Here is a 26,565-nt window from a genome sequence, read left to right as displayed (position 1 = left end):
TCCCCTCATTCCATCACATAGCCGTAGGAGCCGGTGAAGTCCTGCCGCGCCACTTCGCCCGCGGCACCGGTTGTGGCGGCCTTGCCAACCTCACCAAAGAGGAACAGTTCGCTTTCGGTGGGCAGGCGAACACGATCTGTCGGCAGCGCGAGAGCCTCGCCCCGCGTGGGGGTGACGAGATGGGGCGTGACGATGATCACCAGTTCGGATTGCGACTGCTGATATTCGACCGACCGGAACAGCGTGCCAAGGATCGGGATATCGCCCAGCCACGGCACCTGACCGTTCAGGTCGCGGAAGTCGTCTTGCAGAAGGCCTGCGATGGCAAAGCTTTCGCCATCGCGCATTTCGACCGTGGTTTGGGTTTCGCGGCGTTTGAAGGCGGCAAGCTGGATGCCGTTGCTTTCCTGCGTCACCGATCCGTCGACCGATGACACGGCTGCGGCAATCTGAAGGTTGATGAGATCACCATCTACCACGGTGGGGGTGAACTTCATCTCAACCCCGAAAGGTTTGTATTCGACGGTGATGGTGCCATCGTCGGACACCGGCACGGGATATTCGCCGCCCGCTAGGAACGAGGCTTCTTGGCCCGACAGCGCGGTGAGGTTCGGTTCGGCCAGCGTGCGGACGACGCCTTTGGATTCAAGCGCCTCGAGCAGGATGCCGATCTGGAGCGAGCCGGTGGTAAAGCCAAGAAGGCCCGCCGCGTTCGTGTTCTGCCGGGTGGCGATCGGGTTGCCGAGGCCATTGTTGCCGGCAAGCCATGTGCCGGTTTCGACCTGATCGTTGGTCCCGCCGATGGCGATGGAGGAGGACAGGTTCTTTGCAACGGAGCGCTGCATTTCGGCGAAGCGCACCTTGAGCATGACCTGTTGGGTGCCGCCCACGGTCATCAGGTTCGACACGCGGTCAGGCGCGTAACGTTGGGCAAGGTCGAGCGCGCGGGCAAGGCGCGCGGTAGAGGAGACGGTGCCGGACAGGACGATCCCGTCATTGGCGGTGCGCACCTCGATCTTTTCGCCGGGAAGGATCTGGTTCAGCCGTTCCTTGAATTCGGCGATGTCGGTGACAACCTGCACCTCGACATTGGTGATCAGGGTGCCTTCGGAGGAAAGCAGGGTCAGGGTCGTGCGTCCGGGCGTCTTGCCCAGCACATAGATCGACCGATCCGAAAGGGTGGAGATGTCGGCAATGCCCGGATTTGCGATCGACAGTTCCGCGAAGGGAACGTCGCTTTCAAGCACCACGGCGCGGTTCATCGGCACTTCGAGTGCCTGGGATGCGGTGCCTTGAACAACGCGCAGCACCTCGGCCCCGGACATAGCCGGGGACAAAAAGGCGAGCGCAGCGCCCATCGCGCCGGCAGCCATCAGCTGTCTCATCTGCATCGGTGACCTGCCCTTTCGATCACGCCTCGTGACACGGGTCTTGTAGCCCGTTCCATACCTAAGAATGCCCTAATGCCAGTTTCTTTGCAAGAATCATTACCTTAAGAGGGATTCCTGATGTGGATAACTGGCAACACGGCAGGGATTTTAGCAATCAGTCGTGGCAGAAATAAAGGGGCCCACCATATCCGGTAGGCCCAAGTCGCGCTTACAATCGTCGGCTGATGGCTGGGTCTGACGTCCGGCGGTAATATTCGTTACACGCCGGACCGTCCTTCCATCAGTTGGTGCAGGGGATCGGGATTTCCACCACCTCGCCGCCTTTGCGGTTGCGGACGGTGCAGACCTTTTCGGCCTCGACTTCGATCACCTGCCGTTCTTCGATCCCAAGGAGGGAGGCGGCGTCGACTTCGATCCGGCCTTCGGTGGTTTCGCCAGACCGTCCAACAAGCGAGAGCGACAGGCGACCCGTGGCCTGTGCCTGCGCCAGACGAGCGACCTGTTCGGGGGTGGCCTTGACGGTGACGGTTTGCGCCACGGTTGCCTCGCCCGTCGTGGCCCCGGCGGCGGTCTGGTCGATGGCGATGACGTTGATGGCCGTCTCAATCAGCTTGGTCACATCGGTGATACCATTGTTGCCCGTCCAGTAGACGTCGACATAGTTGCCGGGATAGACGAAACCGGACACGCCCGAAGACGCGTCGACGCGGATGGCGAAGGCGCGCATGCCTTCACCCAATTCAGAGGTCAGACCCGCCGCCTCGCCCGGATCGGTGACCTTGACTCGGAGGATCGGTTCGAAAGGCTCCATCAGGCGCAGCGCAAAGCGCGGCTGTTCCTGACCGGGGGGGAAGAGCGCCTCTTCGTTGGAATAGGTGCCTTCGGGCAGGGCCGATTTCTGCCAATAGATCTTGCGGACATTGTCGCGCAGGATCGGGTCGCCGAAATTGACCTGCTTGGTCACGACGAAGACTTCGACCAGCTCGCCCACTTGTTGGCGGAACTGACGTTCCTGCACGAGCGCGGATTCCGTTTGGTTGATGTAGCCCTGAGCCATGTAGACGGCAAAGCCCGCAAGGGCCATGCCGGCGATGAGGACAAGTCCGAAGATCATGCGCATGATTTTTTCTGCCTCTTTGCGTTTGTTCTTGGCAAGAAAACCGGCCGCGCCCAAAGGGCGGACCGGTCTGGTTATCAATCGGTAGCGTCAGTCACCGTATCGGCGATGCTGCTGGCGGATGAGTTGACCGCTGATCCGATCAGGCTGGTGATCGGAAGCGCAAGAAGGACGACTGCGGCAGCCAGCACCACCCAGTCGACGGTTACCGCGCCGTCTTCCTGATCAAGGAAAGCGGCCAGCCCCTCTGTCTTCGTTCTGAGATCAGTCATGTCCGCACTCCGGCTGCCTGTACTGAACGGTCGGGCACCGCTTTCAAAAATGATCCTTTTGGGATCGATACTTGTGACGGCGGCCAGGCCTTCGCCTGGCCGCAAGCCCGATCAAGCCAGGGTTGCGGGATCAGCCGCCCGTGGTCGAACCGCCCGTGGTCGAACCGCCCGTGGTCGAACCGCCCGAGAAGGTCGTCGAAGAAGTGATCTGGCCAGCGATGCTGCCGGCGGCGGTGCTCACCGAGCTGCCGACGGTCGTGCCGATGATCAGCGCGAGGCCGACGACAGCGCCGGTCAGAACGACCCAGTCAACCGTCACGGCGCCGGATTCGTCGTTCTTGAAGTTCTTGAAGATGTTCAGCAGGTTCATCGTCGTTTCCCTTGGTTCAGGTTACAGGTCTTGCTCACAACCGCTTCGGTCTGTGTCGGTCCGTTGTTCCGGGTTCCGTCTTCCGTTCGGTATGGGTGCATAAGGCCCCTGAATCGTGGCGGCAGTTGGGAAGCGAATGGGCATTTTCGGTCAACCCAAAGTTTTTGCGGTATGGCCATTTAAGTGTATGAAAATAAACAAAAGAAAATTTGCTTACCCATACTTTCGTCAGTTAGCCATACCCATTGGGCGACAAATTTGGCCATTTTGCCTTGTTTTTCCGTTCAGAGAGACCGGCATTTCGGGTCGCGCCCATGCGCGGTACTTGCTTGGGCGATGCCAGGCTGTCCAATGGGTGGCCGACCTAGACGGCTGACCACCCACGAACTCCTACAGGGATTAGCCACCCGTGGTCGAACCACCCGAGGTCGAGCCGCCCGAGGTCGAGCCGCCCGAGGTCGAGCCGCTCGTTCCGGACGTTCCAGCGGTGCCGATCTGGGTGCTGATCGTCGAGGCCTGCGTGTTGATCGCACCGCCAACAGTGGTGCTCACAGCGAGGCCGAGGCCGACGACAGCGGCAGTCAGAACGACCCAGTCAACGGTCACGGCGCCGGATTCGTCGTTCTTGAAGTTCTTGAAGATGTTCAGAAGGTTCATGGTCTTTACCTTTACTCTCTACAGGTTCTTGTCAGGTTCACTCGTCGTCTACCATCCGCCGTCGGCTTTCTGTTTCGGTCCGTTCGTCGTTCGGTATGGCTACATATGGCCGTTCAACGGTGGCGGCAGTTTGGATGGTTTGAGGCTTTTGCCTTGCCATGCGGTTTTTCTGAAAATTCTTATAATGCTCTGAAAGGAAAAGAAAAATTTTCGATAATTTGTCGAAAAATTAACCCTTTGGGCGACAGCTTGGCTGCTTTGCCTTCATGGTTAACGGCAGGAGTGGCCAAAGGGCCGAATCTGGTGCATGATTCTGCGATTGAGGTGGGTCACAGGAAAGGCATCCGCAGAGATGCGATTCTGGGCAGGGTTCTTTGTTATGGCGGCGCTCTCTGTGACGCCCGCCCAGACGGTGGCTGAAGGCCTGCCGCCTGAACGCGATTTCACATTCAAGCGCGTCAAGGTGGGGGATGGCCTGCCGGGGCAACGGATTACCGTGCAGATCGATCCGGTGGAACAGGCGCGGCTTCTTGCGGCGCTGCCCAAGGTCGATGCCGCGACCCTGCCCGCGCCGTTGCCCGCGGTGGGGCTTGAGGCGGCCGAACGCCCGCGTGGCCCCGTGCCGGGGTCGGCGGCGCGCTATGGATGGTTCTGGGAAGCCGTGCCTGCGGGCGCAGATCAGGCGGCAGGGCGCTTTGAGGCGGCGCTCGCGGCGCTGTCGCAAGGGCCGGATGGGGCGGCGGTGGCGGCTCCGCGCCTTCAGGAGATGCAGGGTCTGGCCGATGCCCATGGGACGGCGCTGTTGCGGGCCACGGTTGGGACAGAGGTATCGCCCGCGCTGGTGCTGGCGGTGATGTCGGTGGAAAGCGCAGGCCGCGCGGATGCGGTAAGCTCGGCCGGCGCGCAGGGGTTGATGCAACTGATCCCCGCGACGGCAGAGCGGTTTGGCGTGGCCGATGCGCTGGACCCTGAGGAAAATATCAAGGGCGGGATCGCCTATCTGGACTGGCTTATGAAGGAATTCGACCGCGATCCGATCCTTGTGCTGGCGGCCTATAATGCGGGCGAGGGGGCGGTGAAGGCGAATAGGGGCGTGCCACCCTATGCCGAGACGCGGGATTATGTCCCGAAAGTGCTGGCCGCGTGGCAGGTGGCGCAGGGCCTTTGCGCGACGCCACCCATGGTGGTGACCGATCCATGCGTGTTTCGCATCCTTCAGGCGCGGAACTGAGGCGCGACCGTCAGACGGCGAAAACGTCGGCCCATTCAGGATGTTTCTTGCGCTGGGCGTTCACAAAGGGGCAGAGCGGCATGATCTTGAACCCTTCGGCCCGGGCATCGGCCACCATTCGGGTGACGAGAGCCAGCCCCGCGCCAGTGCCGCGGAAGGCGTCCGGCACGCCGGTATGGTCGGCGATGATCAGGCTGGGCGAGGTGATGGAATAGGTCAGCTCTGCCTCATGCCCATCGCGGCGGATGACGTAGCGGCCCTTGGTCGAACCCTGCTCGCGCTGCACGTCATGGTCGGACATGGCGGACCTTTCTTCGGGGACGCAAAATTTTCATGCGAAAATTTTGCGGACTGGGGAGAAAAATCTTCGGATGAAGATTTTTCGGAAGCAGGGGGCGAAGAATTTTCGGTGAAAATTCTTCGCCCTTGTCACGGGATCAGTTCACCAGCGTTGCCTCTGTCGCCGCGCGCAGCTCTGCTTCTGTCACGCCATCGGCGAGTTCGACGATCTTCAGCCCGCCGGGGACGACGTCGAGGACGCCAAGGTTGGTGATGATCCGGTTGACCACGCCCTGACCGGTGAGCGGCAGGGTGCAGGATTTGAGCACCTTGGATTCGCCATGCTTGGAGGTGTGGTCCATCACCACGACCACGCGGCCCACGCCTGCGACAAGGTCCATCGCGCCGCCCATCCCCTTCACCAGCTTGCCGGGGATCATCCAATTCGCCAGATCGCCATTTTCGGCCACTTCCATGGCACCAAGGATCGCCATCGCGATCTTGCCGCCTCGGATCATGGCGAAGGAGGTGGCACTATCGAAAAAAGCGGTCTGCGGCAGTTCGGTGATCGTCTGCTTGCCCGCGTTGATCAGGTCGGGGTCTTCTTCGCCCTCAAACGGGAAGGGGCCCATGCCAAGCATGCCGTTTTCCGATTGCAGCGTGACGTTCACGCCCTCGGGGATGTAATTCGCCACCAGGGTCGGGATGCCGATGCCGAGGTTGACATACCAGCCGTCCTGCAATTCCTGCGCGGCGCGGGCGGCCATTTGGTTGCGGTCCCACATCACACGGACTCCTTTTTCCGAACGGTGCGCTGCTCGATGCGCTTTTCGTGCTGCCCTTGCACGATGCGGTGGACATAGATGCCGGGCAGGTGGATCGCGTCGGGGTCGAGGGAACCCAGCGGCACGATCTCCTCCACCTCAACCACGCAGATCTTGCCGCAGGTGGCGGCGGGCGGGTTGAAGTTGCGGGCGGTCTTGCGGAAGACGAGGTTGCCCGAAGGATCGGCCTTCCACGCCTTCACGATGGAAAGGTCCGCGACGATGGACCGTTCAAGGATATAGGTCTTGCCGTCGAATTCCTTGTGTTCCTTGCCGTCGGCGATGACCGTGCCCACGCCCGTGCGGGTGTAGAAGCCGGGGATGCCCGCCCCGCCCGCACGCATGCGTTCGGCCAGTGTTCCTTGGGGGTTGAACTCCAACTCCAGCTCGCCGGACAGATACTGCCGCATGAACTCGGCATTCTCGCCCACATAGGAGGAGATCATCTTCTTCACCTGACGGCTTTCCAGAAGCACGCCAAGGCCGAAGCCATCGACGCCTGCATTGTTGGAGGCGACGGTCAGATCCTTTGTCCCCGCCTTGCGGATCGCCGCGATCAGCAGTTCCGGAATGCCGCAGAGGCCGAAACCCCCGGAGGCGATGGTCATGCCATCAAACAGGATGCCGTCCAGCGCGGCCTCGGCGCTGGGATAGACCTTCTTCATGCGTGTTTTCTCCCCGCAAACTCTCGGTCGTCATATGGAACCGGGGGGCGGCCAGTGTCAATTGCCGCGCTGCGGCGCGCGTAGGGTATGGTGGCAAGGGGCCTTTCGCATCGCGTCGGGCCTTGCTAGGCATGCCCTTATCCTGCGCGGCCCGCGTGGTGAAATGGTAGACACAGGGGACTTAAAATCCCTAGGCCGGAAGGCCGTGCCGGTTCGAGTCCGGCCGCGGGCACCAATAGCAGCGATATGCGCCTGTGGCTTGCCCTGTGCGGTGGGTCGGCTAGATTTTATCTTATCGACCGATAACAAACAGGGAGTGGCAGAGATGCCCGATGGCAGCAACACCCCGTCACGCCGCAGCGTGGTGGTATCCGAGTTCACCAATAGCGTGCTTGATCCCGATGCGCCCATGCTCGGCCCGGTGGAAAATGGCGGCACGATCATCGCCAATACCGCACCCGGATGCTGGGGGCCGATGATCACGCCCAGCCTGCGGGGCGGGCATGAGGTGACGAAGCCCGTCTTCGTCGAAGGAGCCGAGGTAGGGGATGCGGTGGCGATCCGTATCCGCGACATCACGGTGACATCGATTGCGACGGCATCGGGTCACGACAGCTCGCCCGAAGGGTTCTGTGTGGGCGATCCCTATGTCGCGGCGCGGTGCCCGGTTTGCGATACGGTTTGGCCAGAGACGCATGTGGAGGGGATTGGCCAGGATGCGGTGAAGTGCAACACCTGCGGAAATGCGGTGAAGCCCTTTGAGATCGTGCATGGCTATACGGTGACCTTCGACGAGACGCGGGCCGTGGGCGTGACCTTGCCCAAGGCGGCGGCCGAGACCATCGCGCATGAGGCCGATCACTATTCGGCGCTGCCGGATCAGAGCCGCCAGCATTCTATCCTGACCTTCGCGCCGTCGGACATGCCCGGTACGCTGGTGCGGATGCGTCCCTTTATGGGGCAGCTGGGCACCTGTCCGTCGATGGCGATGCCGGACAGCCATAATGCGGGGGATTTCGGGTCCTTCCTTGTGGGGGCGCCGCATCAATACGGGATCACGCCAGAGCAGTTGGCCCAGCACAAGACCGATGGGCACATGGATATTGACGCCGTGCGGGCTGGAGCGATTGTCGTGGCGCCGGTGAAGGTGCGAGGCGCCGGGGTTTACCTTGGCGACATGCATGCAGGCCAAGGCGATGGCGAGATTGCGGGCCATACGATGGATGTGGCGGGCAGCGTCACCCTTCAGGTGGAGGTGGTGAAGAACTACCCCATCGACGGGCCTGTGCTGTTTCCGCTGGAAGAGGACCTGCCGCCGATGGCACGGCCCTTCACGGCGGCGGAAAAGGCCAAGGGGCTGCGCCTTGCCGCGAAATGGGGGGTGACGGAGTTGGAGGCGCTGGCGCCCATTTCGGTCATCGGGACAGCGTCAAACCTGAATGCGGCCATCGAGAATGGGCTTGCACGGGCGGCCACCCTGTTGGGTATGACGGTGGCCGAGGTGCGCAATCGCGCCACGATCAATGGCGCGATCGAGATCGGGCGCGCGCCGGGGGTTATTCAGGTGACCTTCCTTGCCCCCTTGGCAAAGCTGGATGCCGTGGGTCTGGGCGATTACGCGCGGGAACAATACGGGCTGTAACGCCCTTTGCGGTGGGGCGGTCTGCGCCCCGCCGCATCTTCAGAAGCTTTCCTTCACCGCCTCCATCGCGACATAGGTGGAGGTGGAGGCGACATGCGGCAGGGCGCTGATGCGTTCTGCCAGCACGCGGCGATAGTCGAGGATATCGGCGGTGCGCACTTTCAAGAGATAGTCGAAGCGGGAGGCGATCATGTGGCATTGCTCCACTTCTGGCACGGCCAGCACCGCTTTGTTGAAGGCCTGAAGGGCGGCTTCGCGCGTGTCGGAGAGCCGCACCTCGACAAAGGCGACATGGGCCTGTCCCATGCGGATCGGATCAAGCAGCGCGCGATAGCCGGTGATGACGCCGGTTTCCTCCAGCCGTTTCAGGCGGGCCTGCGTGGGCGATTTCGAAAGGCCGATGCGGCGGGCGAGTTCGGTCGCGCTGATCCGGCCATCGGTGGCGAGGATGCGCAGGATCGCTTCGTCAAAGCGGTCGAGGGGGACGCGTTCAATCGGCATGAGAAACCCCGGAATTGCGGGCGGAATGGCAAGGCTTTGGCGCATCTTCGGGAGAAAAGACTGCCACGAAAGGCGTATCATGGGACAAACGGGAGATAAAGCCATGCCGCGTGACCATGCTGTCGATCCTTGGGCCATCATTGAGCGGGAAAGCCTTGCCGATGAGGCGGCGCTGTTGCAGGCGCTGATTGATCAGGCGGGGCTGGACGGGGCCGCGCGGGCGCGCATTTCGGCGGCGGGGGCGGGGCTGGTGCGGCGCATCCGCGACAGCGTGAAGCCGGGGCTGATGGAGGTGTTCCTTGCGGAATACGGGCTGTCGACCGAGGAGGGCATCGCGTTGATGTGTCTGGCCGAGGCGCTGCTGCGTGTGCCTGATGCCGAGACGATGGATGCACTGATCGAGGACAAGATCGCGCCGAGCGATTGGGGGCGGCATCTGGGGAAATCGGCCTCGTCTTTGGTGAATGCCTCCACTTGGGCGCTGATGCTGACGGGGAAGGTGCTGGAGGATCGCGAGCCGGGGGTTGTGGGCCATCTGCGGGCAGCGGTGAAACGGCTGGGCGAACCCGTGATCCGCCGCGCGGTGGCGCAGGCGATGAAGGAGATGGGGCGGCAATTCGTTCTGGGCGAAACGATCGGGGCCGCGATGAAGCGGGCCGAGGAGTTGGAGGCGCGGGGCTACACCTATAGCTATGACATGCTGGGCGAGGCGGCCCGGACCGAAGGCGATGCGCGGCGCTATCACCTGGCCTATTCGCGCGCGATCACGGCGATTGCGGCGGCAGCCAAGGGCGCGGATATCCGCGCCAATCCGGGGATTTCGGTGAAGCTGTCGGCGCTGCATCCGCGATACGAGGTGGCAAAGCGCACGCGGGTCATGGCGGAACTGGTGCCGCGCGTGCGGGCCTTGGCGGGGTTGGCCAAGGCGGCGGGGCTGGGGTTCAACATCGACGCGGAAGAGGCGGATCGGCTGGCGCTGTCGCTTGAGGTGATCGAGGCGGTGCTGTCGGATGCCTCACTCGCGGGGTGGGACGGTTTTGGGGTGGTGGTGCAGGCCTATGGCCGCCGTGCGGGGGCGGTGATCGACTGGCTTTACGCGCTGGCTGAGCGGTTGGATCGGAAGATCATGGTCCGGCTGGTGAAGGGGGCCTATTGGGACGCCGAGGTGAAGCGGGCGCAGGTGCTGGGGCTGGAGTCTTTCCCGGTCTTCACCCGCAAGCAGGCAACGGATGTCAGTTATATTGCCAATGCGAAGAAGCTGCTTGGCATGACGGACCGCATCTATCCGCAATTCGCCACGCATAACGCGCATACAGTGGCGGCGATCCTTGAGATGGCCACGGACAAGCGTGCGTTTGAGTTCCAGCGTCTGCATGGGATGGGCGAGCGGCTGCATGACCTTGTGCTGACGGATGAGGGGACGCGGTGCCGGATCTACGCCCCGGTGGGGGCGCATCGCGATCTGCTGGCCTATCTGGTGCGGCGGTTGTTGGAGAATGGGGCCAATTCGTCCTTCGTGAACCAGATCGTGAATGACGAGGTGCCGCCCGAGGTGGTGGCGGCCTGTCCCCTGACGGCGATGGAGGGGGTGGTTGCAGCGAATCCGGCGCTGCGGACGGGGCCTGCGCTGTTTGGTGCGCGGGTGAATTCCAAGGGGTTCGATCTGACGGATGCGGGGCATCTGGCGGCGATCGAGGCGGCGCGCGCGCCTTGGGCCACGCATCGGTTCGAGGCAGGGCCGATGATCGCGGGGCGGCCTGCGGGCGGCCTGCGGGTCGAGGTGCGGAACCCCGCGACAGGCGAATTGGTCGGGCATGTGATTCAGGCGGGTGCCCCGGATGTGGAAACGGCGCTGCGGCTGGCAGAGCCTTGGGCGGCGGCGGCGACCGAACGGGCAGAGGTGCTGCGCCGGGTGGCGGATTTCTATGAGGCGGAGTTCGGGCCGATCTTTGCCCTGCTGGCGCGCGAGGCGGGCAAGACGCTGGCCGATGCAGTGGCGGAATTGCGCGAGGCGGTGGATTTTCTGCGCTATTATGCCGATGGGGCGACGGGCCTGACGGCCCCGGCGCGGGGGGTGTTCACCTGCATCTCGCCTTGGAATTTCCCGCTTGCCATCTTTACTGGGCAGATTGCGGCGGCGCTGGCGGCGGGGAATGCCGTGCTGGCCAAGCCTGCGGAGCAGACGCCCCTGATTGCCGCCTTCGCGGTGGGCTTGATGCATCGGGCGGGGGTGCCGGTCACGGCGCTGCAACTTTTGCCCGGCGAGGGGCCGGTGGTGGGGCGGATGCTGACCTCGGACCCGCGGGTGGGCGGCGTGTGCTTTACCGGATCGACCGAGACGGCGCAGGCCATCCGCCGCGCGATGGCGGATCATCTTGATCCGACTGCGCCCCTGATCGCGGAAACAGGCGGGTTGAACGCGATGCTGGTTGATTCCACCGCGCTGCCGGAACAGGCGGTGCGGGATATTCTGGCATCCTCCTTCCAGTCGGCGGGTCAGCGCTGTTCGGCGCTGCGCTGCCTTTATGTGCAGGAGGATGTGGCCGAGTCGGTGCTTGAGATGCTGTCGGGCGCGATGGATGAATTGGTGCTGGGCGATCCGTGGCATCTGGCGACCGATGTGGGGCCAGTGATCGATGCGGAAGCTGCGGGTGTGATCCGCGACCATGTGGCGGCAGCCCGGGCGGCGGGGCGGGTGATCAAGGAGATGGCGTCACCGGCGGGCGGCACCTTTGTTGGGCCTGCGGTGATCCGGGTGGATGGGATCGCGGCCTTGGGGCGCGAGATTTTCGGCCCCGTGCTGCATGTGGCGACGTTCCGCGCCGATCAGATCGATGCGGTGGTCGATGCGGTGAATGCGACGGGCTATGGCCTGACCTTTGGCCTGCATACGCGGATCGACGACCGTGTGCAGCGGATCGTAGAGCGGTTGCGGGTGGGCAATACCTATGTGAACCGCAACCAGATCGGTGCGGTGGTGGGCAGCCAGCCCTTCGGCGGCGAAGGGCTGTCCGGCACGGGGCCGAAGGCGGGGGGACCGGATTACCTGATGCGGTTCACGCGCGTAGAGGTGGCGGACGTAGCGGGGGCCGACCGTCTGGCGGGTGAGGCGGAGGTGGCGGCATCCTTGCGCATGGCGCGGGGCGCAGCAGGGTCGGAGAGCTATGATCTGCCGGGGCCGACGGGGGAGTCGAACCGCCTGACCCATGTGGCGCGCGAGCCGGTCTTGTGTCTGGGGCCGGGGGCCGAGGCTGCGGCGGCGCAGGCGGCGGCGGTTCGCGCCCTGGGCGGGGTGGCGGTGGAGGCACCGTCGCTGGACCCCGCAGCACTGGGGCGGCTTGCGGGTTTTGCGGGCGCGATCTGGTGGGGCGGGGCAGAGCAGGGCCGGTCTTATGCGCAAGCGCTGGCTGGGCGGGCGGGGCCGATCCTGCCCCTGATCGGGGGGATGCCCGATCGGGGACATGCACGGCTGGAGCGGCATGTCTGCATCGACACCACGGCGTCGGGCGGAAATGCCCAGCTGCTGGTCGAGGCGAATTGAGCGGAGCCTGCGGGGGGCAAGCCCCCCGCAGGCAAAGCCTTTTTCCCTTGGCCCGCGCGTGACGCGCGGCCCAAGGTGGTTTGGGGGCGTTCCGCCCCCTCTGGGCCATGCGGCCCATTCACCCCCTGAGAGTATTTGAGGCCAAGATGAAGGGGCAATCCGCGGTTTTGAATGGGGAAGCGGGGCGCCTGCCGGGGGGCGCTTGACTGGGGGGCGCTTGACTGGGGGGCGAGCTTCGGCAAGCCTCGGCCCATGTTTCCGATCCGTGATCATAACCCGTCAGGGCGCGTGCCATTTGTGACCTTTGCCCTGATCGCGGCGAATGTCGGGATTTTCTGTCTGTATTGGCTGGCCATCGGGTCAGAGGTGGCGCTGGCGCGGTTCTTTCTGGCATGGGGGCTGGTGCCTGCGCGGATCAGCTATGGCGAAGGGTTTGAGACCTTTGTCACCTCGATGTTCCTGCATGGGGGGTGGATGCATCTGGCCGGGAACATGCTGTTTCTCTGGGTGTTCGGGGACAATATGGAAGAGGAGATGGGGCATCTGGGCTTTCTTGCCTTTTATCTGGCCTCTGGCGTGGCGGCGGCGGGGGCGCAGTATCTGGCGGAGCCTTCTTCCATAGTGCCCATGGTGGGGGCGTCCGGGGCGATTGCGGGGGTGATGGGGGGGTATCTTCTGATGTTCCCCAAGGCGCGGGTGGATGTGTTCTTTTTCTTCGTGATCTTTTTCCGGGTGATCCCGATCCCGGCCTTCCTCGTGCTGGGGGTCTGGTTCGGCATGCAACTGTTCAGCGGTTGGGCCACGCCTGCCGATCAGGGCGGGGTGGCCTATTGGGCGCATGCGGGCGGGTTTCTAGCGGGGCTGGCGCTGGCGGTGCCGGTCTGGTTGCGGCGCGGCGGGCCGAGGTTCTGGGGGAAGACGCATGGCGTGCCGCCGCATCCGGAGGCGCGTTATGCCATGGTATCGACCCGCGTCCCGCGCGTGCGGTGGGGCGGAATCCGTGGGCCTTGGGACAGGCAGTGATCAGGCGCCGCGCAGGATCGCGGTGAAGGGATCGCAAAGCGCGTCATTCGAGGCGATGAGCGCACCCTTTTCCAGCGGATCGTCGCCCTCGCGCAGGCCTGTGACGAAACCGCCCGCCTCTTTCACCAGAAGGATACCGGCGGCGATGTCCCAAGCCTGAAGCTCGCGCTCCCAATAGCCGTCGTATCGGCCCGCCGCGACATAGGCGAGGTCGAGCGCGGCCGACCCCCAACGCCGGACACCCGCGCAGGCGGGCATCAGGCGGGCGAGGTCCTTCATCATCGCGGGCAGCGTGGTCTTTGCACCAAAGGGGATGCCCGTGGCAAAAACTGCCTCATGCATGTGGCGGCGGCCCGAGACGCGGATGCGGCGGTCGTTCATCCAGGCGCCTGCGCCCTTTTCAGCCCAGAAGAGTTCGTCCTTGGCGGCGTCGTAGACGACAGCGGAGACGATCTCGCCCTTATGTTCCAGCGCGATGGAAACGGCCCAATGCGGCATGCCGTGCAGGAAATTCGTGGTGCCATCCAAGGGATCGACGATCCAGCGGCGGGTTGGGTCTTGCCCGTCTTGGCCGCCCGTTTCCTCGCCCAGCCAGCCATAGGTGGGGCGGCCGCCCATGAGTTCGTCCTTGATGAGGCGTTCTGCCTCGCGGTCGGCTTTGGAGACGAAATCGCCGGGGCCCTTGGCCGAGACCTGAAGATTCTCGACCTCGCGGAAGTCCTTGACGAGCGAGCGGCCTGCCTTGCGGGCGGCCTTGATCATCAGGTTGAGGTTCGCGCTGCCTTGCATGGGCGGGCTCCGGGGCGTGTTGGGTCAGGGCCGGGGGATTACACGGGGTGGGGGCGGAAGGGAAGGGGGGAGTGGGGAGCGGGTGTGGGTCTTTGGCCAGGTGGTCGGGATCGGCGATGGCGGCGACAGGCCCTTGCAAGGGATCGGAAAGCAGGTGCGGGGGCTGGACAGTCGCCGCAGGGTGGAGCATATATATTATAACATAACATATTGGGGTAACCGCATGCATGCCCAACAGCCGAAAGACAGCCGCCTTCCTGTCACCGTCCTGTCCGGTTTCCTCGGTGCCGGGAAGACTACGCTTCTGAGCCATGTGCTGAACAACCGGCAGGGATTGCGGGTCGCTGTCATCGTCAATGACATGGCCGAGGTGAATATCGACGCCGATCTGATCCGGGCGGGGGCGGAATTGCATCAGGCTGAGGAGAAGCTGGTCGAGATGACCAATGGCTGCATCTGCTGCACCTTGCGGGATGATTTGCTGAACGAGGTTCGGAAACTGGCCGATACGGGGCGGTTTGACCATCTTCTGATCGAATCGAGCGGGATTTCCGAACCGCTGCCCGTGGCCGCGACCTTCGACTTCCGCGATGCGGAGGGGGAAAGCCTGTCGGATGTGGCGCGGCTGGACACGATGGTGACGGTGGTCGATGCGATCAACCTGCTGAAGGATTTCTCCAGCCATGATTTTCTGGCCGCACGGGTGAAGACGCCCGACGGCGACGGGCGCGCCTTGGTCAATCTGCTGACCGAGCAAATCGAGTTTTCCAATGTTGTCGTTCTGAACAAGGTGACGGATGCGGGGCCGGCCCGCGTGGATGCGGCGCGCAAGATCATCGCGGCCTTGAACCCGGATGCGCGGGTGATCGAGGTGGATCTTGGGCACGTCGATTTGGATGCGGTGATGGGGACGGGGCTGTTTAATTTCGACCGGGCGGCGGAGCATCCGCTTTGGGCGAAGGAGCTTTATGGTTTCGCGTCCCATGTGCCGGAGAGCGAGGAATACGGGATCGAAAGCTTTGTCTTCCGGGCGCGGCGGCCTTTTGATCCCGCGCGCATCCATGCCGTGCTAAATGGCGATTTACCGGGGGTGATCCGGGCGAAGGGGCATTTCTGGCTGGCCACGCGGCCGGATTGGGCTGCGGAGTTTTCGCTAGCGGGGGCGGTGCGTTCAGTGTCGCCCTTAGGCCGGTGGTGGGCGGCGGTGCCGAAGGGGCGTTGGCCGCAGAGCGGCGAGGGGCTGGCTGCGGTCAAGGCGCAGTGGTCGGAGCCGTGGGGGGACCGACGACAGGAGATCGTCTTCATCGGGCATGGGATGGACCGCGTGGCGGTCCTTGCCGCGCTGGAAGACGCTTTGTTGGCGGCGTCGGACTTTGCGCCCGAAGCTTGGGAGGGGATGGCGGACCCCTTCCCGCTATGGCGGGCGGCATGAGCGGCAACCTACGGTCGCCCCGGGCGCGGTGGCGGCAGGGATGCCCGATGCGGGCGCATGATGCGCTGCCCGCGCCGCTGCGGCTTTGGCTGAAGGAGGCCGCGCTGCCATGGTCGGCAGAGAGCGCGCGGCGCGTCTGGGAACGGGAGGTGAAACGATCAGGCGTGGAGGGCGCTCTGCGGCGGCTGGCCGAGGTAGAGGCGGCGACCCTGGCGCGTGAGCGGGTTGCGGTCTGGCGCGATTGAGGGGCGGGGTAGGATGGGCAGGATTGCCAATCCGACATGGGCGCCTGTCGGAGCGGCGGGGTAAACCCCGCCCTACGGGCGTTGCAACTTCACAGGTTCTGTACGGCCAAGGCGCAGGAAATGCGCCATGAACGGCTTGGCGGCATCCTCTTCCCTTGTGGCGGCGTAGAGGCGGCGGGTGATGGTCTTGGGGCCAAGGGGCCGCGTGATGTAATCGGCATGGCTGCGCACATCGCGCAGCACCCAATCGGGCAGCACGGCCACGCCGCGATTGGACCCGACCAGCATCAGGATGACGGCAGTCAATTCCACGGGGCGCTGCCCACGTGGTTCGATCCGGGCGGGGGTCAGAAGCTCGGTGAAGATGTCGAGCTTGTCGCGGGCGACGGGATAGGTGATGAGAACCTCATCCCGGAAATCCTCGGCGCCGACCCAGTCTTTCGCGGCAAGCGGGTGGTCTTTTGAGGCGACGAAGGTGGGGTGATAGTCGAAGAGGGGGTTGTAGACCACGCCATCAAGGCGAACGGGATCGGAGGAGATGACGAGGTCCACCTCTTCACGCAAGAGCGCGGGGATGGCGTCGAAGGCGAGGCCCGCGCGGATGTCCACGTCCACCTCGGGCCAGGCGTGGCGGAATTGTTCCAGCACGGGGAAGAGCCAATCGAAACAAGCGTGGCATTCGATGGCGATGTGCAGTCGCCCGGTCTTGCCGGATTTGAGGGCGCGGAATTCCTCTTCCAGCGCGTCGATTTCGGGCAGGATGCGTTCGGCGAGTTTCAGCATCCGAAGGCCCGCAGCCGAGAGGCGCATGGGTTTTGAGCGGCGGACGAAAAGCTCGATCCCGGCCTGATCCTCAAGCCCCTTCACCTGATGCGAGAGAGCAGATTGCGTCATGTTCAGGATATCGGCCGCGCGGGCGAGGCCGCCCGCCTGATGGATGGCGCGGATGGTGCGGAGATGGCGGAATTCGAGATGCATGTAAGATGCGCCGATTTCATGTTGATGATGAGTATTATGAATTTGTCTCACATGATGTGATATGGGACAAGGGGGCATCAAGATGGAGAGTTGCCCATGTCGACGCCGCGCATCAGTTTCGAATTCTTTCCGCCCCAGACGCTGGATGCGTCTTTTCGGCTGTGGGAGACGGTGCAGATGCTGGCGCCCTTGAAGCCGTCCTTCGTATCGGTCACCTATGGGGCGGGCGGCACGACGCGCAAGCTTACGCATGAGGCGGTGGCGGCGATCGGGCGGAATTACGGGTTGAATGTCGCGGCGCATCTGACCTGCGTCGATGCGACCAAGGCTGAAACGCTGGAGATTGCCGAGGCCTATGCGGCGGCGGGGGTGACCGAGATCGTCGCGCTGCGCGGTGATGCGCCCAAGGGGGCCGCGCGGTTTACCGCGCATCCCGAAGGCTTTGCCTCGTCGGTGGAATTGGTGGAGGCCTTGGCGAAGACTGGCAAGTTCAAGATCCGGGTCGGGGCCTATCCCGAACCGCATCCCGATGCGGGCCATAGCAGCGCAGATGTGGAGCATCTGAAGCGCAAGGTTGATGCGGGCGCGACGAGTGCGATCACCCAGTTCTTCTTCAACGCTGATACGTTCTTTCGTTTTCGCGATGCCTGCGTGGCAGCGGGGATCAACGTGCCGATCATTCCCGGCATCCTGCCGATCATCAGCTGGGACGGCGCAAAGAAATTCGCGGCGCGCTGCGGGGCGCAGGTTCCCACCGCGCTGGACGAGGCGTTCCGGGTGGCCGCGCGCGATGGGCGGGAAGATCTGCTGTCGCTGACGCAATGCACCACGCTTTGCGCGCGCCTGATCGAGGGTGGGGTGGATGATCTGCACTTCTACACGCTGAATCGGCCGCATCTGACCCAGGCTGTTGTCCGCGCGCTGGGTATCACGCCGGAAGTGGCGCTGGAAAAGGTGGCCTAAGGTTTTTCGGAACTTCTCTGTCCCCAGAGGAGTGGCTAACTGGGCACCCGGTCCCGATCCGGACTGACTTCTTGCACGGCTCCCGCAGGGGCGGGCGGATCGCAGGAGGGGCGGGGTGCCCGCTTTTGGCCATGGGGACGAAAACCCGCCTGTTCACCATTTTCGGGGGTGACGGGACTTTGGCCGTGGTTGCGGCCTTGCCGGGGGCGGATTAACGTCGCGGGGCGACAGCGATCCGAGGACAAGCACCCGTGGCAAAGCCCATCTTCATCCTGAACGGTCCCAATCTGAACCTGCTGGGTCTGCGCCAGCCTGAAATCTATGGCAGCCAGACGCTGGAGGATGTGGCGGAGGCCTGCGCTGCCTTGGCCGAGGAGTTGGGTCTGGCGATCCGTTTCCAGCAATCCAACCATGAGGGGCAGTTGGTGGATTGGATTCAGGAGGCGCGGGTGGCGGCTTCGGGGATCGTGATCAATCCTGGTGCCTATACCCATACCTCTGTCGCCATTCTGGATGCGCTGAACGCCTTCGACGGCCCGGTGATTGAGGTGCATATCTCGAACATCCACAAGCGCGAGGCGTTTCGCCATCATTCCTATGTCAGCCTGCGCGCCGAGGGCGTGATCGCGGGCTGCGGGACGGATGGCTATCTGCTGGCGCTGCGGCGCATGCAACGGCTGGTGACGAAATGATGTTGCCGCAGAACAGGTTCAAGAAAGCGCTGCGTGAGGGGCGGCAGCAGATTGGGCTGTGGAATTCCCTTCCCGGCCCGCTTGTGGCCGAGATGCTGGCGACCTGTGGCTTCGACTGGGTGGTGATCGATACCGAACATGCGGTGACGGATATCCCTGACACGCTGGCCATGATGCAGGCGATGGCGCCCTATCGCACGCATGCCGTGGTGCGGCCCGCGGCGAATGACCCGGTGCTGATCAAGCGGGTGCTGGATCTGGGGGCGCAGACGCTGATCCTGCCTTACATCCAGAACGCGGATGAGGCGCGGGCGGCGGTGGCGGCGATCCGTTATGCGCCGCGCGGCATCCGGGGGATGGCGGGTATGACGCGGGCCACGCTGTTTGGGCAGGTGGCAGGCTATGCAACGCGTGCGGAAGAAGAGTTGTGCCTGATCCTTCAGGTGGAGACGGCAGAGGCGCTGGACCGCATCCCGGACATCGCGGCGGTCGATGGTGTGGATGGGCTGTTCATCGGACCCGCCGATCTGGCCGCCAGCATGGGGCATCCGGGCAATAGCACGCATCCCGAGGTGGTGGACGCGATCGAGCGGGGCATCAGGGCGATCCGGGCGGCGGGCAAGCCTGCGGGCATTCTGACGCTGGACCCGGATTTCGCGCGGCGCTGCATGGATTGGGGCACGACTTTCACGGCGGTGGGGATGGATATCGCCTTGCTGGCGCAGGCGGCGCGCGGCTTGTCGCAGCGGTTTCGGCCAGAGTAGGCGGGCATGGCGCGGGCGGCGGCGATCCCGGATCGGTTCCGTCCGCATCCCTTGGCGCGCCTCTTCGGGCCGGAGGGAGGGGAGGTGCCTTTGGTCGACGCCGCAGCCCCGGCGGTGATCCCCGATCAGCCTTGCGGCACGGCGCTGGTCTTGGCGCTGGCGCGGGGGGCGGCGGGATTGCCCTTTCGGATCGGGGCTGTCGACCTGCCATCGCCCGCGCCGGGAGCGCGTCCAATGTTTGAAACGCTCACCTCTGGCTCTACCGGTCAGCCCCGGCGTATCAGGCGCAAGCAGCGCAGTTGGTGGGCGAGTTTTGTCGTCAATGCCCGCCTTTTCGGGATCGGGCCGGGGGTGCGGATCGCCGTGCCGGGGCGGATGCTGCATTCGCTGTCGCTGTATGGCGCGCTGGAGGGAGCCTGTCTGGGAGCGGAGGTGCATCTTCTGGCCGGGCTGCGCCCTGATGCGCAGGGCGCGGCGGTACGGGCGCGGGGCATCGAGGTGCTTTATGCAACCCCGGCGCAGTTGCGGCTGATGATGGAAGCGGGCGGTGACTCGCTGCCCGATCTGCGGCTGGTTCTGGTGGGCGGGTCGAAGCTGGATGATCGGCTGCGCGCGGCGCTTTGCGCCATCGCGCCTGGGGCGGCGGTGCGGGAGTTCTATGGCGCGGCGGAGGCGAGTTTCATCACCCTGACGGATGCGGCCTCTGCTCCCGGCAGCGTGGGGCGGCCCTATCCCGGCGTTCGGCTTGAAATCCGGGCGGCGGATGGCGCGGTGCTGAAACCCGGCGGTTTGGGCGAGGTTTGGGTGCGGTCGCCTTATCTTTGCGACCGTTATGCCGGGGGGCAGGGACTTGGCGCGTTGCGCCGGGGCGGGTGGCTTTCGGTCGGCGAGATGGGCTGGATGGAAAGAGGAGAGTTGTATCTGGCCGGGCGGGCGGGGCGGATGTTGACCGTAGCCGATCAGAACGTCTTTCCCGAAGAGATCGAGGCCTTTCTGGGGAGTTTGCCGGGGGTGCGGCGGGTGGCCGTGTTGCCCCGCGCCGATCTGATGCGGGGGCATGTTCTGGTGGCTGTGATGCAGGGTGACCCTGCGGCTGAGGCGGCGATCTTGCGCGCGGCACGAGAGCGGTTGGGCACGTTGAAAGCACCGCGTGCGGTGATCTGGCGGTCGGATTGGCCAGAGCTTGCCTCGGGCAAGGCCGACCTCACGCGGATTTCGGCGGAGGCAGGGCTATGACGGGCTGGGCCGTGGGGCGGGTGGCACCGATTTTTGAGTATTTGGGCCAAGATGAAGGGGAATGGCAGAGATCTGGAGGGCGATCATGCGCGCCTTTGTGACTGCCGCACGGCGGACGGCGGTGGTGCCGCGCGGAGGGGCCTTTCGCGACCTGAGCGTTGAGGCGCTGGGCGCGCCAGTGATCGGGGCGCTTTTGACGGATGCGGGTGTGGCGCCGGAAGAAGTGGACGAGGTGATCGTCGCCAATGCCATCGGGCCGGGTGGCAATGTCGCGCGTCGGGTGGCGCTGGCGGCGGGGCTGCCAGAGAAGGTGGCAGGGCTGACGGTGGATCGGCAATGCGCGGGGGGCCTTGATGCGCTGCTTCTGGCGCGGGCCATGGTGATGGCGGGGCTGGCGGAGGTGGTCGTTGCGGGGGGCGTGGAAAGCTATTCCCAAGCGCCAGAGCGGCGGATGCCGGGGGCGGCTGCGCCCTATGTTCAGGCCCCTTTCACGCCATGGCCGGAGCGGGACCCGGAGATGGCGGTGGCGGCGGATGCCTTGGGCGCGCGGCTGGGGATATCGCGCGACCGCGCCGATGCTTGGGCGGTGGAAAGCCATCGCAAGGCGCGTGCGGCGGATATGACGGCCGAAATCGTGCCGGTGAACGGGATAGCGCGTGATGTCTTTGCGCGCGACCTGACAGTCGCAGTGGCCGCGCGGGCACCGGTGGTGGCTGGCAGGGTGACGGCGGCCAATGCAGCGGTGGCGGCGGATGGGGCCGCCTTTGCCCTTGTCGTGTCAGAACGGGTTGCGGCAAGGGCAGGGAGAGCCTGCCGGATTGCTGGCGGGGTGACGCGGGGGGGCGTGCCATGGGAGCCGGGTCTTGCCCCGATCGCCGCCATTGGAGAGGCGCTGGCGACCTGCGGTCTGCGGGCGCAGAATCTGACGCTGGCGGAGATCATGGAGGCCTATGCCGTGCAGGCCATCGCCTGTGTGGATGGGGCCGAGCTTGATCCTGCGTGGGTGAACCGGAAGGGAGGGGCGCTGGCGCGGGGGCATCCGATCGGGGCATCGGGCGCAGTTCTGGCGGTGCGGCTGTTTCATGATTTGCAGCAAGGCGCAGGCGTGGCGGCCATTGCTTCGGCCGGAGGGATTGGAACGGCGGTGGTGTTTGCGGCGTAGGATGGGCAGTTTTGCCCATCCTATCGGGATCAGCTGCGCGACAAGAGCGCGTCGGGCCGCATCCGGGCAATACCTTGGGTGATCAGCGCGGCGAGGACGACCTTGATCAGATCGCCGGGCAGGAAAGCCGTGACCATCAGCGCAGCCTCGGACAGCGACTTATCCAGCATCAGCGCCAGACCCGGAATGCCAAAGGCGTAAAGGCCGACGACCCCGCCAAGGAAAGCCCCGATCGCTGCCGCTGGCAGAATGGCAAGGCGCAGCTTTTCTGTCACCAGACCCGCGACGAAAGCCGCGACGGGAAAGCCGATCAGGAAGCCCACGGTCGGCGAGGCAAAAACGCCAAGCCCCCCGCGCCCCCCGGACAGAAGCGGCAGGCCAAGCGCAACGAGTGCAAGGAACAAAAGCACAGCCAGTGCCCCGCGTTTCGCGCCCAGCACCGTGCCACACAGCATGATGCCAAGGCTTTGCGCCGTGATAGGCACTCCGAAGGGCAGCATGATTTGCGGCACAAAACCCAAGACCGCGATCAACGCGGCAAAGAGGGCAATATGGGCGAGGCTGCGTTCCATCCGGGTCTCCTATGCTGAGGCGCGGTTTATCCTGCGCCTCCACGTGCCCGCAAGGATTCGGCAACATGATCGGCCTCATCCAGCGCGGCAAGGGCGGCGGGGATCAGGATGCGCCATCCCGGCGGGCGGGCGGCGCGGGCGCGCCATGCGTTGCGGATGTCCTCGATCCGGTCGGCAAGGACGGGGATGAAGCGGATAGTCAGCGCCACGGCCAAGGAGATACGGCGTGCGGGCAGGCCGATGCGGGCGAGCGGTGCGGTCAGCCGATCAAGAACCGCCATCATGTCCGACAGTCGCGTCGTCATGGTGACAAGGTTTGCTGCCGCAACAGCAGTGATCAGGCGCAGCGCGATGGTGGCACCTTGGGCGACATCCCCGGTCACGCCATGCCAAAGCGCGAGGAGAAGAATAAACGGCCAGAGCGGACGCAACTGCCGCAGCGCCACCTTGGCCAGTGCCGGGTCAAGCGCCAGATGCAGCGCCGCCAGCGCGGTGGCAACGGAAAGAAGGATCAGCGGATCAGCGATCTGGAAGAGGACAAGGGTCAGGGCGCAGAGCGCGCCAAGCTTCACCGCCGCAGGCCAGCGATGTAGCGGCGTTTCAACCGGGGAGGTGAGGGTCAGCATCAACCTCTCCCAGTCGCGCCATTTCGGCGGTGAAGGCGGGAATCACCTCGGCAGGCGGGCCGTCGGCGCGGATGCGGCCAGCCTCCAGCCAAAGAAGACGGTCGCATTGGGCGACGGCGTCGGGGGCATGGCTGATTGTGATCAGGCGCTGGGGCAGGGCGGCAAGGCGGCGCGACAGCCGCGCGGCCGTGGGCAGGTCAAGCGCGGCGAAGGGTTCATCCAAGAGGATCGTACCTGGCTGCATCAGCAGGACCGAAAGCAGGCAGAGCCATTGCCGCTGCCCTTGTGACAGTGTGGAAACGGGGCGGTCTGCCCAATCGCCATGGCCCTCTGCGGCAAGTGCTGTGCGGGCGCGGGCCTCAGCATCGGCATGGCCCTGCTGGCGCAGGCCGAAGGCCAATTCCTCAACCACCGTGGGAAATAGGATCTGCTGATCGGGGTTCTGAAACAGAATGCCGATCCTCGACAGCATGGCCTTGCGGTCGCGCGCGGGATCAATCCCGTCCACTTTTACCGTGCCAGAGGTCGGCGCGATCAGCCCGGCCAGAAGCCGCAGAAGCGTGGTCTTGCCCGACCCGTTCCGCCCAAGGATGCCGATGCGCCTTTCGGTCAGGGCAAGATCAAGCCCGGACAGGATGGCTGTGCCCCGAATGGCAAAGCCCGCGCCCCGCAGGACGATGCCGCTTTCCTTATGTTCAACGGACCCTGACATTCCTTGCGATTAGCCCAAGGAAAAGGGCCGTTCCAGAAGAAACGACCCTATTCATTTTCTGTCTTCAAATATCCTCGGGGGGGGAGGCGTGACGCGTCGAAGGGGGCAGACAGCCCCCTGCGACATCAGCCCTGACGAGCAGCCGCGACGGCCTCTTCAAGGATATCCATTGCTTCGGCGAAATGCGCGTCAGGAATGGTGATCGGCGCAAGGAAGCGGATCACATTGCCATAGACGCCGCAGGTCAAGAGGATCAGCCCGCGCTTCAGCGCCTCCATCCGAACGCGGCCGGTGAAGCCCGCATCGGGTTCCTTGTTGCCGGGATTGGCGAATTCGACGGCCACCATGAAGCCGGGACCGCGGATATCCACGATTTCCGGGGTGGTGGAGCGGATCGCCTCTAACCGCTGCTTCAGCCGCGAGCCGAGTTCATTGGCGCGGGCGCAAAGCTGTTCTTCCTCGATCACGTCAAGGACGGCATGGCTTGCTGCGATGCCCAAGGGGTTGCCCGCATAGGTGCCGCCCAGACCGCCGGGATTGGCGGCATCCATCAGTTCGGCCTTGCCGGTCACGGCCGCGAGCGGCAGGCCGCCGGCAAGGCCCTTGGCCATCGTGGTCAGGTCGGCGGCCACGCCATGCATCTGCATGGCAAAGAGGTTGCCGGTGCGGGCGAAGCCTGTCTGCACCTCATCCGCGATCATCACGATGCCATGCTTGTCGCAAAGCGCGCGGATGGCACGGACAAGGTCGGTCGGTGCCTCATAGAAGCCGCCTTCGCCCTGCACGGGTTCGAAGATGATGGCGGCGACACGGGCCGGGTCGAGATCGGCCTTGAACAGCTTTTCGATGCCTTTCATCGAATCTTCGGTCGAGATCCCATGCGGCCCCATCGGGAAGGGCACGTGGAAGACATCGGGCATCATCGCGCCGAAGCCCTTCTTGTACGGTTCGACCTTGCCGGTCAGCGACATGCCCATGAAGGTCCGGCCATGGAAGCCGCCGCCAAAGGCGATGACGGCATTGCGGCCCGTGGCGATGCGGGCGATCTTGATGGCGTTTTCACAGGCCTCGGCGCCCGTGGTGACGAAGATCGTCTTCTTCTGGAAATCGCCGGGAACGGCTGCGTTCAGCCGTTCGGCCAGACGGATGTAATTTTCATAGGGCAGAACCTGATGGCAGGTATGGGTAAAGCGGCCCATCTGTTCTGTCACGGCGGCCATGACCTTGGGGTGGCAATGGCCGGTATTCACCACGGCGATCCCGGCGGCAAAGTCGATATAACGATTGCCCTCGATATCCCAGATCTCCGCATTCAGGGCGCGGTCGGCATAAATCTGGGTCATCATGCCCACGCCGCGGGAAATGGCTTCATCCCGGCGGCGGGCGACTTCGGCATTCTGCATGGCTAACTCCATTCCACGGGGTCCGAAACGGACCCGAATTTGTGCGGTATTTGATCAAACTTCAGGCTGGCCTTCAATGCGGAAGACGACGCAGCAAGGGGAAAATCCGTCGGGATTGCGCGATGGGGCGCGTGACGATTCACCCAAGGTTAAACTTTGGGCCGCAACATCAAAGACTGCACAACAGAAGGTGTGGTGTGATGCGTGATTTTTCGATCCCGGCCCCCTGCGATGCCCATGCGGCGGACCCTGTTGATCGGTTGCGACTGATCCGATCCCGACGGGTGGGGGCGGTGACTTATCACAGGCTGGTGGCAGAGCATGGATCGGTTGCGGCGGCGCTGGCCGCGCTGCCAGATGTGGCGCGGGCGGCAGGGGTGGAAGAGTATTCCCCCTGCCCGGTCGAGGTAGCGCGTCATGAGATGGCGCAGGCGCGGCTTGCCGGCGCGCGAATGGTGGTACCCGGCGACGGGCTTTATCCCGCTCTTCTGGCGCAATTACCTGATGCGCCGCCCTTTTTGTGGGTGCGCGGCGATCCGTCATGGCTGGCACGGTCCATGGTGGCGCTGGTCGGTGCGCGGAATGCGTCATCGCTGGGGTTGCGGATGGCAAGGCGGCTGGCGCAGGGGCTGGGTGCGGCGGGGCAGGTGGTGGTGTCGGGGCTGGCGCGCGGCATCGACGCCGAGGCGCATGAGGCGGCGCTGCCAACCGGGACGGTTGCTGTGATGGCCGGGGGGGTTGATGTCGTCTACCCCGAAGAAAATGCCGCGCTTGCCGCGCGTTTGTCTGAGGGTGGCTGTCTGGTGTCGGAACAGCCGATGGGACTGGTGCCGCAGGCCCGGCATTTTCCGCTGCGCAATCGGATCATCGCCGGGATGGCGCGGGCGGTAGTGGTGGTGGAGGCGGCGGCGCGGTCCGGGTCGCTGATCACGGCGCGGGATGCGTTGGATATGGGGCGCGAGGTGATGGCCGTTCCGGGACACCCGTTCGATGCGCGCGCCGCGGGGTGCAATTTGCTCATCCGGGACGGGGCGGTTCTGGTGCGGCAAGTGTCGGATGTGCTGGAGGGGTTGGCAGCGGTGACCGGGCATCTTGAGGAGGCGGTCGATGAGGCGGATGTGATCGAAGATATGCCCGCCCCGCCGGGTGGCGACCTGCCCGGCCCCGTTCCGCCCCGGCGTCCCTTGGCGGATATGGCGGCGCTGCATGGGCAAATTCTGACCCGACTGGGGCCATGCCCGGTGGCAGAGGATCAGTTGATTCGCGACCTTGGCCTGCCAGCCGAGGCGGTGGCGCGTGGTCTGGTCGCGCTGGAGATGGAGGGGCAGGTCCTACGGCAGCCGGGGGGGATGTTGTCGCGGGCCTGAACCGCGCTGCGGTTGCAACGGTGATTGCGGTGAACACGGCCCCGGATGGGGCTGCGCAGGCCTTTCCGATCACCTGTGCGCCTGCGGCGCTTTGGCTCTGCCGTCAGGGGA

The 26,565-nt window shown here is 64.6% G+C and carries 28 protein-coding genes and 1 tRNA gene; 14 read left to right on the top strand and 15 right to left on the bottom strand.

Annotated elements, in window-relative coordinates:
* Positions 1 to 5 precede the first annotated feature (5 nt).
* The 5 genes from QF092_RS07560 to QF092_RS07540 all read right to left on the bottom strand — a co-directional run bounded on the left by QF092_RS07560 (position 6) and on the right by QF092_RS07540 (position 3,807).
* The gene (locus tag QF092_RS07560; RefSeq protein ID WP_281469076.1) at positions 6 to 1,391 is read right to left on the bottom strand and encodes a type II and III secretion system protein family protein; all 1,386 of its coding nucleotides are present in this window, start codon (positions 1,389 to 1,391) and stop codon (positions 6 to 8) included.
* Positions 1,392 to 1,671: 280 nt separating this feature from the next.
* Positions 1,672 to 2,511, bottom strand: coding sequence for a Flp pilus assembly protein CpaB (cpaB, locus tag QF092_RS07555; RefSeq protein WP_281469075.1), 840 nt, complete (start codon positions 2,509 to 2,511; stop codon positions 1,672 to 1,674).
* A gap of 74 nt (positions 2,512 to 2,585) precedes the next feature.
* Entirely contained in the window at positions 2,586 to 2,780 is a 195-nt protein-coding gene (locus QF092_RS07550; protein ID WP_281469074.1) for a hypothetical protein, read from the bottom strand.
* 130 nt (positions 2,781 to 2,910) lie between these two features.
* The gene (locus tag QF092_RS07545) at positions 2,911 to 3,150 is read right to left on the bottom strand and encodes a Flp family type IVb pilin (RefSeq protein ID WP_281469073.1); all 240 of its coding nucleotides are present in this window, start codon (positions 3,148 to 3,150) and stop codon (positions 2,911 to 2,913) included.
* A gap of 399 nt (positions 3,151 to 3,549) precedes the next feature.
* Positions 3,550 to 3,807: a Flp family type IVb pilin gene (locus tag QF092_RS07540; RefSeq protein ID WP_281469072.1), complete on the bottom strand. Its 258-nt coding sequence runs from the start codon at positions 3,805 to 3,807 to the stop codon at positions 3,550 to 3,552.
* A 105-nt stretch (positions 3,808 to 3,912) separates the two neighbouring features.
* Between QF092_RS07540 and QF092_RS07535 the strand changes: the two genes are divergently transcribed.
* Together QF092_RS07535 and QF092_RS07530 are read left to right on the top strand one after the other, a co-directional pair.
* Positions 3,913 to 4,227, top strand: coding sequence for a hypothetical protein (locus QF092_RS07535; RefSeq protein ID WP_281470130.1), 315 nt, complete (start codon positions 3,913 to 3,915; stop codon positions 4,225 to 4,227).
* Entirely contained in the window at positions 4,160 to 5,038 is an 879-nt protein-coding gene (locus tag QF092_RS07530; protein WP_281469071.1) for a lytic transglycosylase domain-containing protein, read from the top strand. The genes QF092_RS07535 and QF092_RS07530 overlap by 68 nt, the downstream gene beginning before the upstream one ends.
* A 10-nt stretch (positions 5,039 to 5,048) precedes the next feature.
* On the opposite strand, the gene QF092_RS07525 is transcribed toward QF092_RS07530, so the two are convergent.
* The 3 genes from QF092_RS07525 to QF092_RS07515 all read right to left on the bottom strand — a co-directional run bounded on the left by QF092_RS07525 (position 5,049) and on the right by QF092_RS07515 (position 6,806).
* A complete protein-coding gene (locus QF092_RS07525) occupies positions 5,049 to 5,339 on the bottom strand; it encodes a GNAT family N-acetyltransferase (RefSeq protein ID WP_281469069.1) in 291 nt (96 codons plus the stop codon).
* Between the two features lie 136 nt (positions 5,340 to 5,475).
* On the bottom strand, positions 5,476 to 6,105 hold the full coding sequence (locus tag QF092_RS07520; RefSeq protein ID WP_281469067.1) for a CoA transferase subunit B: 630 nt from the start codon (positions 6,103 to 6,105) through the stop codon (positions 5,476 to 5,478).
* On the bottom strand, positions 6,102 to 6,806 hold the full coding sequence (locus QF092_RS07515; RefSeq protein ID WP_281469066.1) for a CoA transferase subunit A: 705 nt from the start codon (positions 6,804 to 6,806) through the stop codon (positions 6,102 to 6,104). The genes QF092_RS07520 and QF092_RS07515 overlap by 4 nt, the downstream gene beginning before the upstream one ends.
* A 149-nt stretch (positions 6,807 to 6,955) precedes the next feature.
* Here QF092_RS07515 and QF092_RS07510 point away from each other — a divergent pair.
* Positions 6,956 to 7,041, top strand: a tRNA-Leu gene (locus QF092_RS07510).
* Positions 7,042 to 7,131: 90 nt separating this feature from the next.
* Positions 7,132 to 8,448 carry an acetamidase/formamidase family protein gene (locus tag QF092_RS07505; protein ID WP_281469064.1) on the top strand — a complete coding sequence of 439 codons (1,317 nt, stop codon included), beginning with the start codon at positions 7,132 to 7,134 and terminating at the stop codon, positions 8,446 to 8,448.
* Positions 8,449 to 8,487: 39 nt separating this feature from the next.
* Here QF092_RS07505 and QF092_RS07500 read toward each other — a convergent pair whose 3' ends face one another.
* A complete protein-coding gene (locus QF092_RS07500; protein ID WP_281469063.1) occupies positions 8,488 to 8,949 on the bottom strand; it encodes an Lrp/AsnC family transcriptional regulator in 462 nt (153 codons plus the stop codon).
* Between the two features lie 103 nt (positions 8,950 to 9,052).
* Here QF092_RS07500 and putA point away from each other — a divergent pair, with 103 nt between their 5' ends.
* Positions 9,053 to 12,490: a bifunctional proline dehydrogenase/L-glutamate gamma-semialdehyde dehydrogenase PutA gene (gene putA, locus QF092_RS07495; protein ID WP_281469062.1), complete on the top strand. Its 3,438-nt coding sequence runs from the start codon at positions 9,053 to 9,055 to the stop codon at positions 12,488 to 12,490.
* A 252-nt stretch (positions 12,491 to 12,742) separates the two neighbouring features.
* The gene (locus tag QF092_RS07490; protein ID WP_281469060.1) at positions 12,743 to 13,513 is read left to right on the top strand and encodes a rhomboid family intramembrane serine protease; all 771 of its coding nucleotides are present in this window, start codon (positions 12,743 to 12,745) and stop codon (positions 13,511 to 13,513) included.
* Here the strand turns inward: QF092_RS07490 and QF092_RS07485 are convergent, their stop codons facing one another.
* Positions 13,514 to 14,302, bottom strand: coding sequence for an inositol monophosphatase family protein (locus QF092_RS07485; RefSeq protein WP_281469059.1), 789 nt, complete (start codon positions 14,300 to 14,302; stop codon positions 13,514 to 13,516). It lies immediately after the preceding gene.
* A gap of 223 nt (positions 14,303 to 14,525) precedes the next feature.
* Between QF092_RS07485 and QF092_RS07480 the strand changes: the two genes are divergently transcribed.
* Together QF092_RS07480 and QF092_RS07475 are read left to right on the top strand one after the other, a co-directional pair.
* On the top strand, positions 14,526 to 15,734 hold the full coding sequence (locus tag QF092_RS07480) for a GTP-binding protein (protein ID WP_281469057.1): 1,209 nt from the start codon (positions 14,526 to 14,528) through the stop codon (positions 15,732 to 15,734).
* Complete coding sequence (locus tag QF092_RS07475) at positions 15,719 to 15,979, top strand: DUF6525 family protein (RefSeq protein ID WP_420026507.1); 261 nt, start codon at positions 15,719 to 15,721, stop codon at positions 15,977 to 15,979. The genes QF092_RS07480 and QF092_RS07475 overlap by 16 nt, the downstream gene beginning before the upstream one ends.
* A gap of 72 nt (positions 15,980 to 16,051) precedes the next feature.
* Here QF092_RS07475 and QF092_RS07470 read toward each other — a convergent pair whose 3' ends face one another.
* Positions 16,052 to 16,957: a LysR family transcriptional regulator gene (locus QF092_RS07470; protein ID WP_281469053.1), complete on the bottom strand. Its 906-nt coding sequence runs from the start codon at positions 16,955 to 16,957 to the stop codon at positions 16,052 to 16,054.
* Between the two features lie 96 nt (positions 16,958 to 17,053).
* Between QF092_RS07470 and metF the strand changes: the two genes are divergently transcribed.
* From metF to QF092_RS07445, 5 genes are all read left to right on the top strand, one after another.
* Entirely contained in the window at positions 17,054 to 17,920 is an 867-nt protein-coding gene (metF, locus tag QF092_RS07465; protein ID WP_281469051.1) for a methylenetetrahydrofolate reductase [NAD(P)H], read from the top strand.
* A 251-nt stretch (positions 17,921 to 18,171) separates the two neighbouring features.
* Positions 18,172 to 18,612: a type II 3-dehydroquinate dehydratase gene (gene aroQ, locus QF092_RS07460; protein ID WP_281469049.1), complete on the top strand. Its 441-nt coding sequence runs from the start codon at positions 18,172 to 18,174 to the stop codon at positions 18,610 to 18,612.
* Positions 18,609 to 19,376 carry an HpcH/HpaI aldolase family protein gene (locus QF092_RS07455; protein WP_281469047.1) on the top strand — a complete coding sequence of 256 codons (768 nt, stop codon included), beginning with the start codon at positions 18,609 to 18,611 and terminating at the stop codon, positions 19,374 to 19,376. Before aroQ ends, QF092_RS07455 begins: the two co-directional genes overlap by 4 nt.
* Positions 19,377 to 19,382: 6 nt before the next feature.
* Positions 19,383 to 20,612, top strand: coding sequence for an AMP-binding protein (locus tag QF092_RS07450; RefSeq protein WP_281469045.1), 1,230 nt, complete (start codon positions 19,383 to 19,385; stop codon positions 20,610 to 20,612).
* Between the two features lie 61 nt (positions 20,613 to 20,673).
* Entirely contained in the window at positions 20,674 to 21,774 is a 1,101-nt protein-coding gene (locus tag QF092_RS07445; protein ID WP_281469044.1) for an acetyl-CoA C-acyltransferase, read from the top strand.
* A 29-nt stretch (positions 21,775 to 21,803) separates the two neighbouring features.
* Here the strand turns inward: QF092_RS07445 and QF092_RS07440 are convergent, their stop codons facing one another.
* From QF092_RS07440 to QF092_RS07425, 4 genes are all read right to left on the bottom strand, one after another.
* Positions 21,804 to 22,346, bottom strand: a complete 543-nt coding sequence (locus QF092_RS07440) for a biotin transporter BioY (RefSeq protein WP_281469043.1) — start codon at positions 22,344 to 22,346, stop codon at positions 21,804 to 21,806.
* 26 nt (positions 22,347 to 22,372) lie between these two features.
* Positions 22,373 to 22,972, bottom strand: coding sequence for an energy-coupling factor transporter transmembrane component T family protein (locus tag QF092_RS07435; protein WP_281469042.1), 600 nt, complete (start codon positions 22,970 to 22,972; stop codon positions 22,373 to 22,375).
* On the bottom strand, positions 22,947 to 23,684 hold the full coding sequence (locus QF092_RS07430; protein ID WP_281469041.1) for an energy-coupling factor ABC transporter ATP-binding protein: 738 nt from the start codon (positions 23,682 to 23,684) through the stop codon (positions 22,947 to 22,949). The genes QF092_RS07435 and QF092_RS07430 overlap by 26 nt, the downstream gene beginning before the upstream one ends.
* Positions 23,685 to 23,809: 125 nt before the next feature.
* Positions 23,810 to 25,087, bottom strand: coding sequence for a 4-aminobutyrate--2-oxoglutarate transaminase (locus QF092_RS07425; protein WP_281469040.1), 1,278 nt, complete (start codon positions 25,085 to 25,087; stop codon positions 23,810 to 23,812).
* A gap of 200 nt (positions 25,088 to 25,287) precedes the next feature.
* Between QF092_RS07425 and dprA the strand changes: the two genes are divergently transcribed.
* Entirely contained in the window at positions 25,288 to 26,454 is a 1,167-nt protein-coding gene (dprA, locus tag QF092_RS07420; protein WP_281469039.1) for a DNA-processing protein DprA, read from the top strand.
* Positions 26,455 to 26,565 lie beyond the last annotated feature (111 nt).

Source organism: Fuscovulum ytuae (assembly GCF_029953595.1).
Classification (GTDB): domain Bacteria; phylum Pseudomonadota; class Alphaproteobacteria; order Rhodobacterales; family Rhodobacteraceae; genus Paragemmobacter; species Paragemmobacter ytuae.
This window is presented reverse-complemented; position numbering and strand designations above follow the sequence as displayed.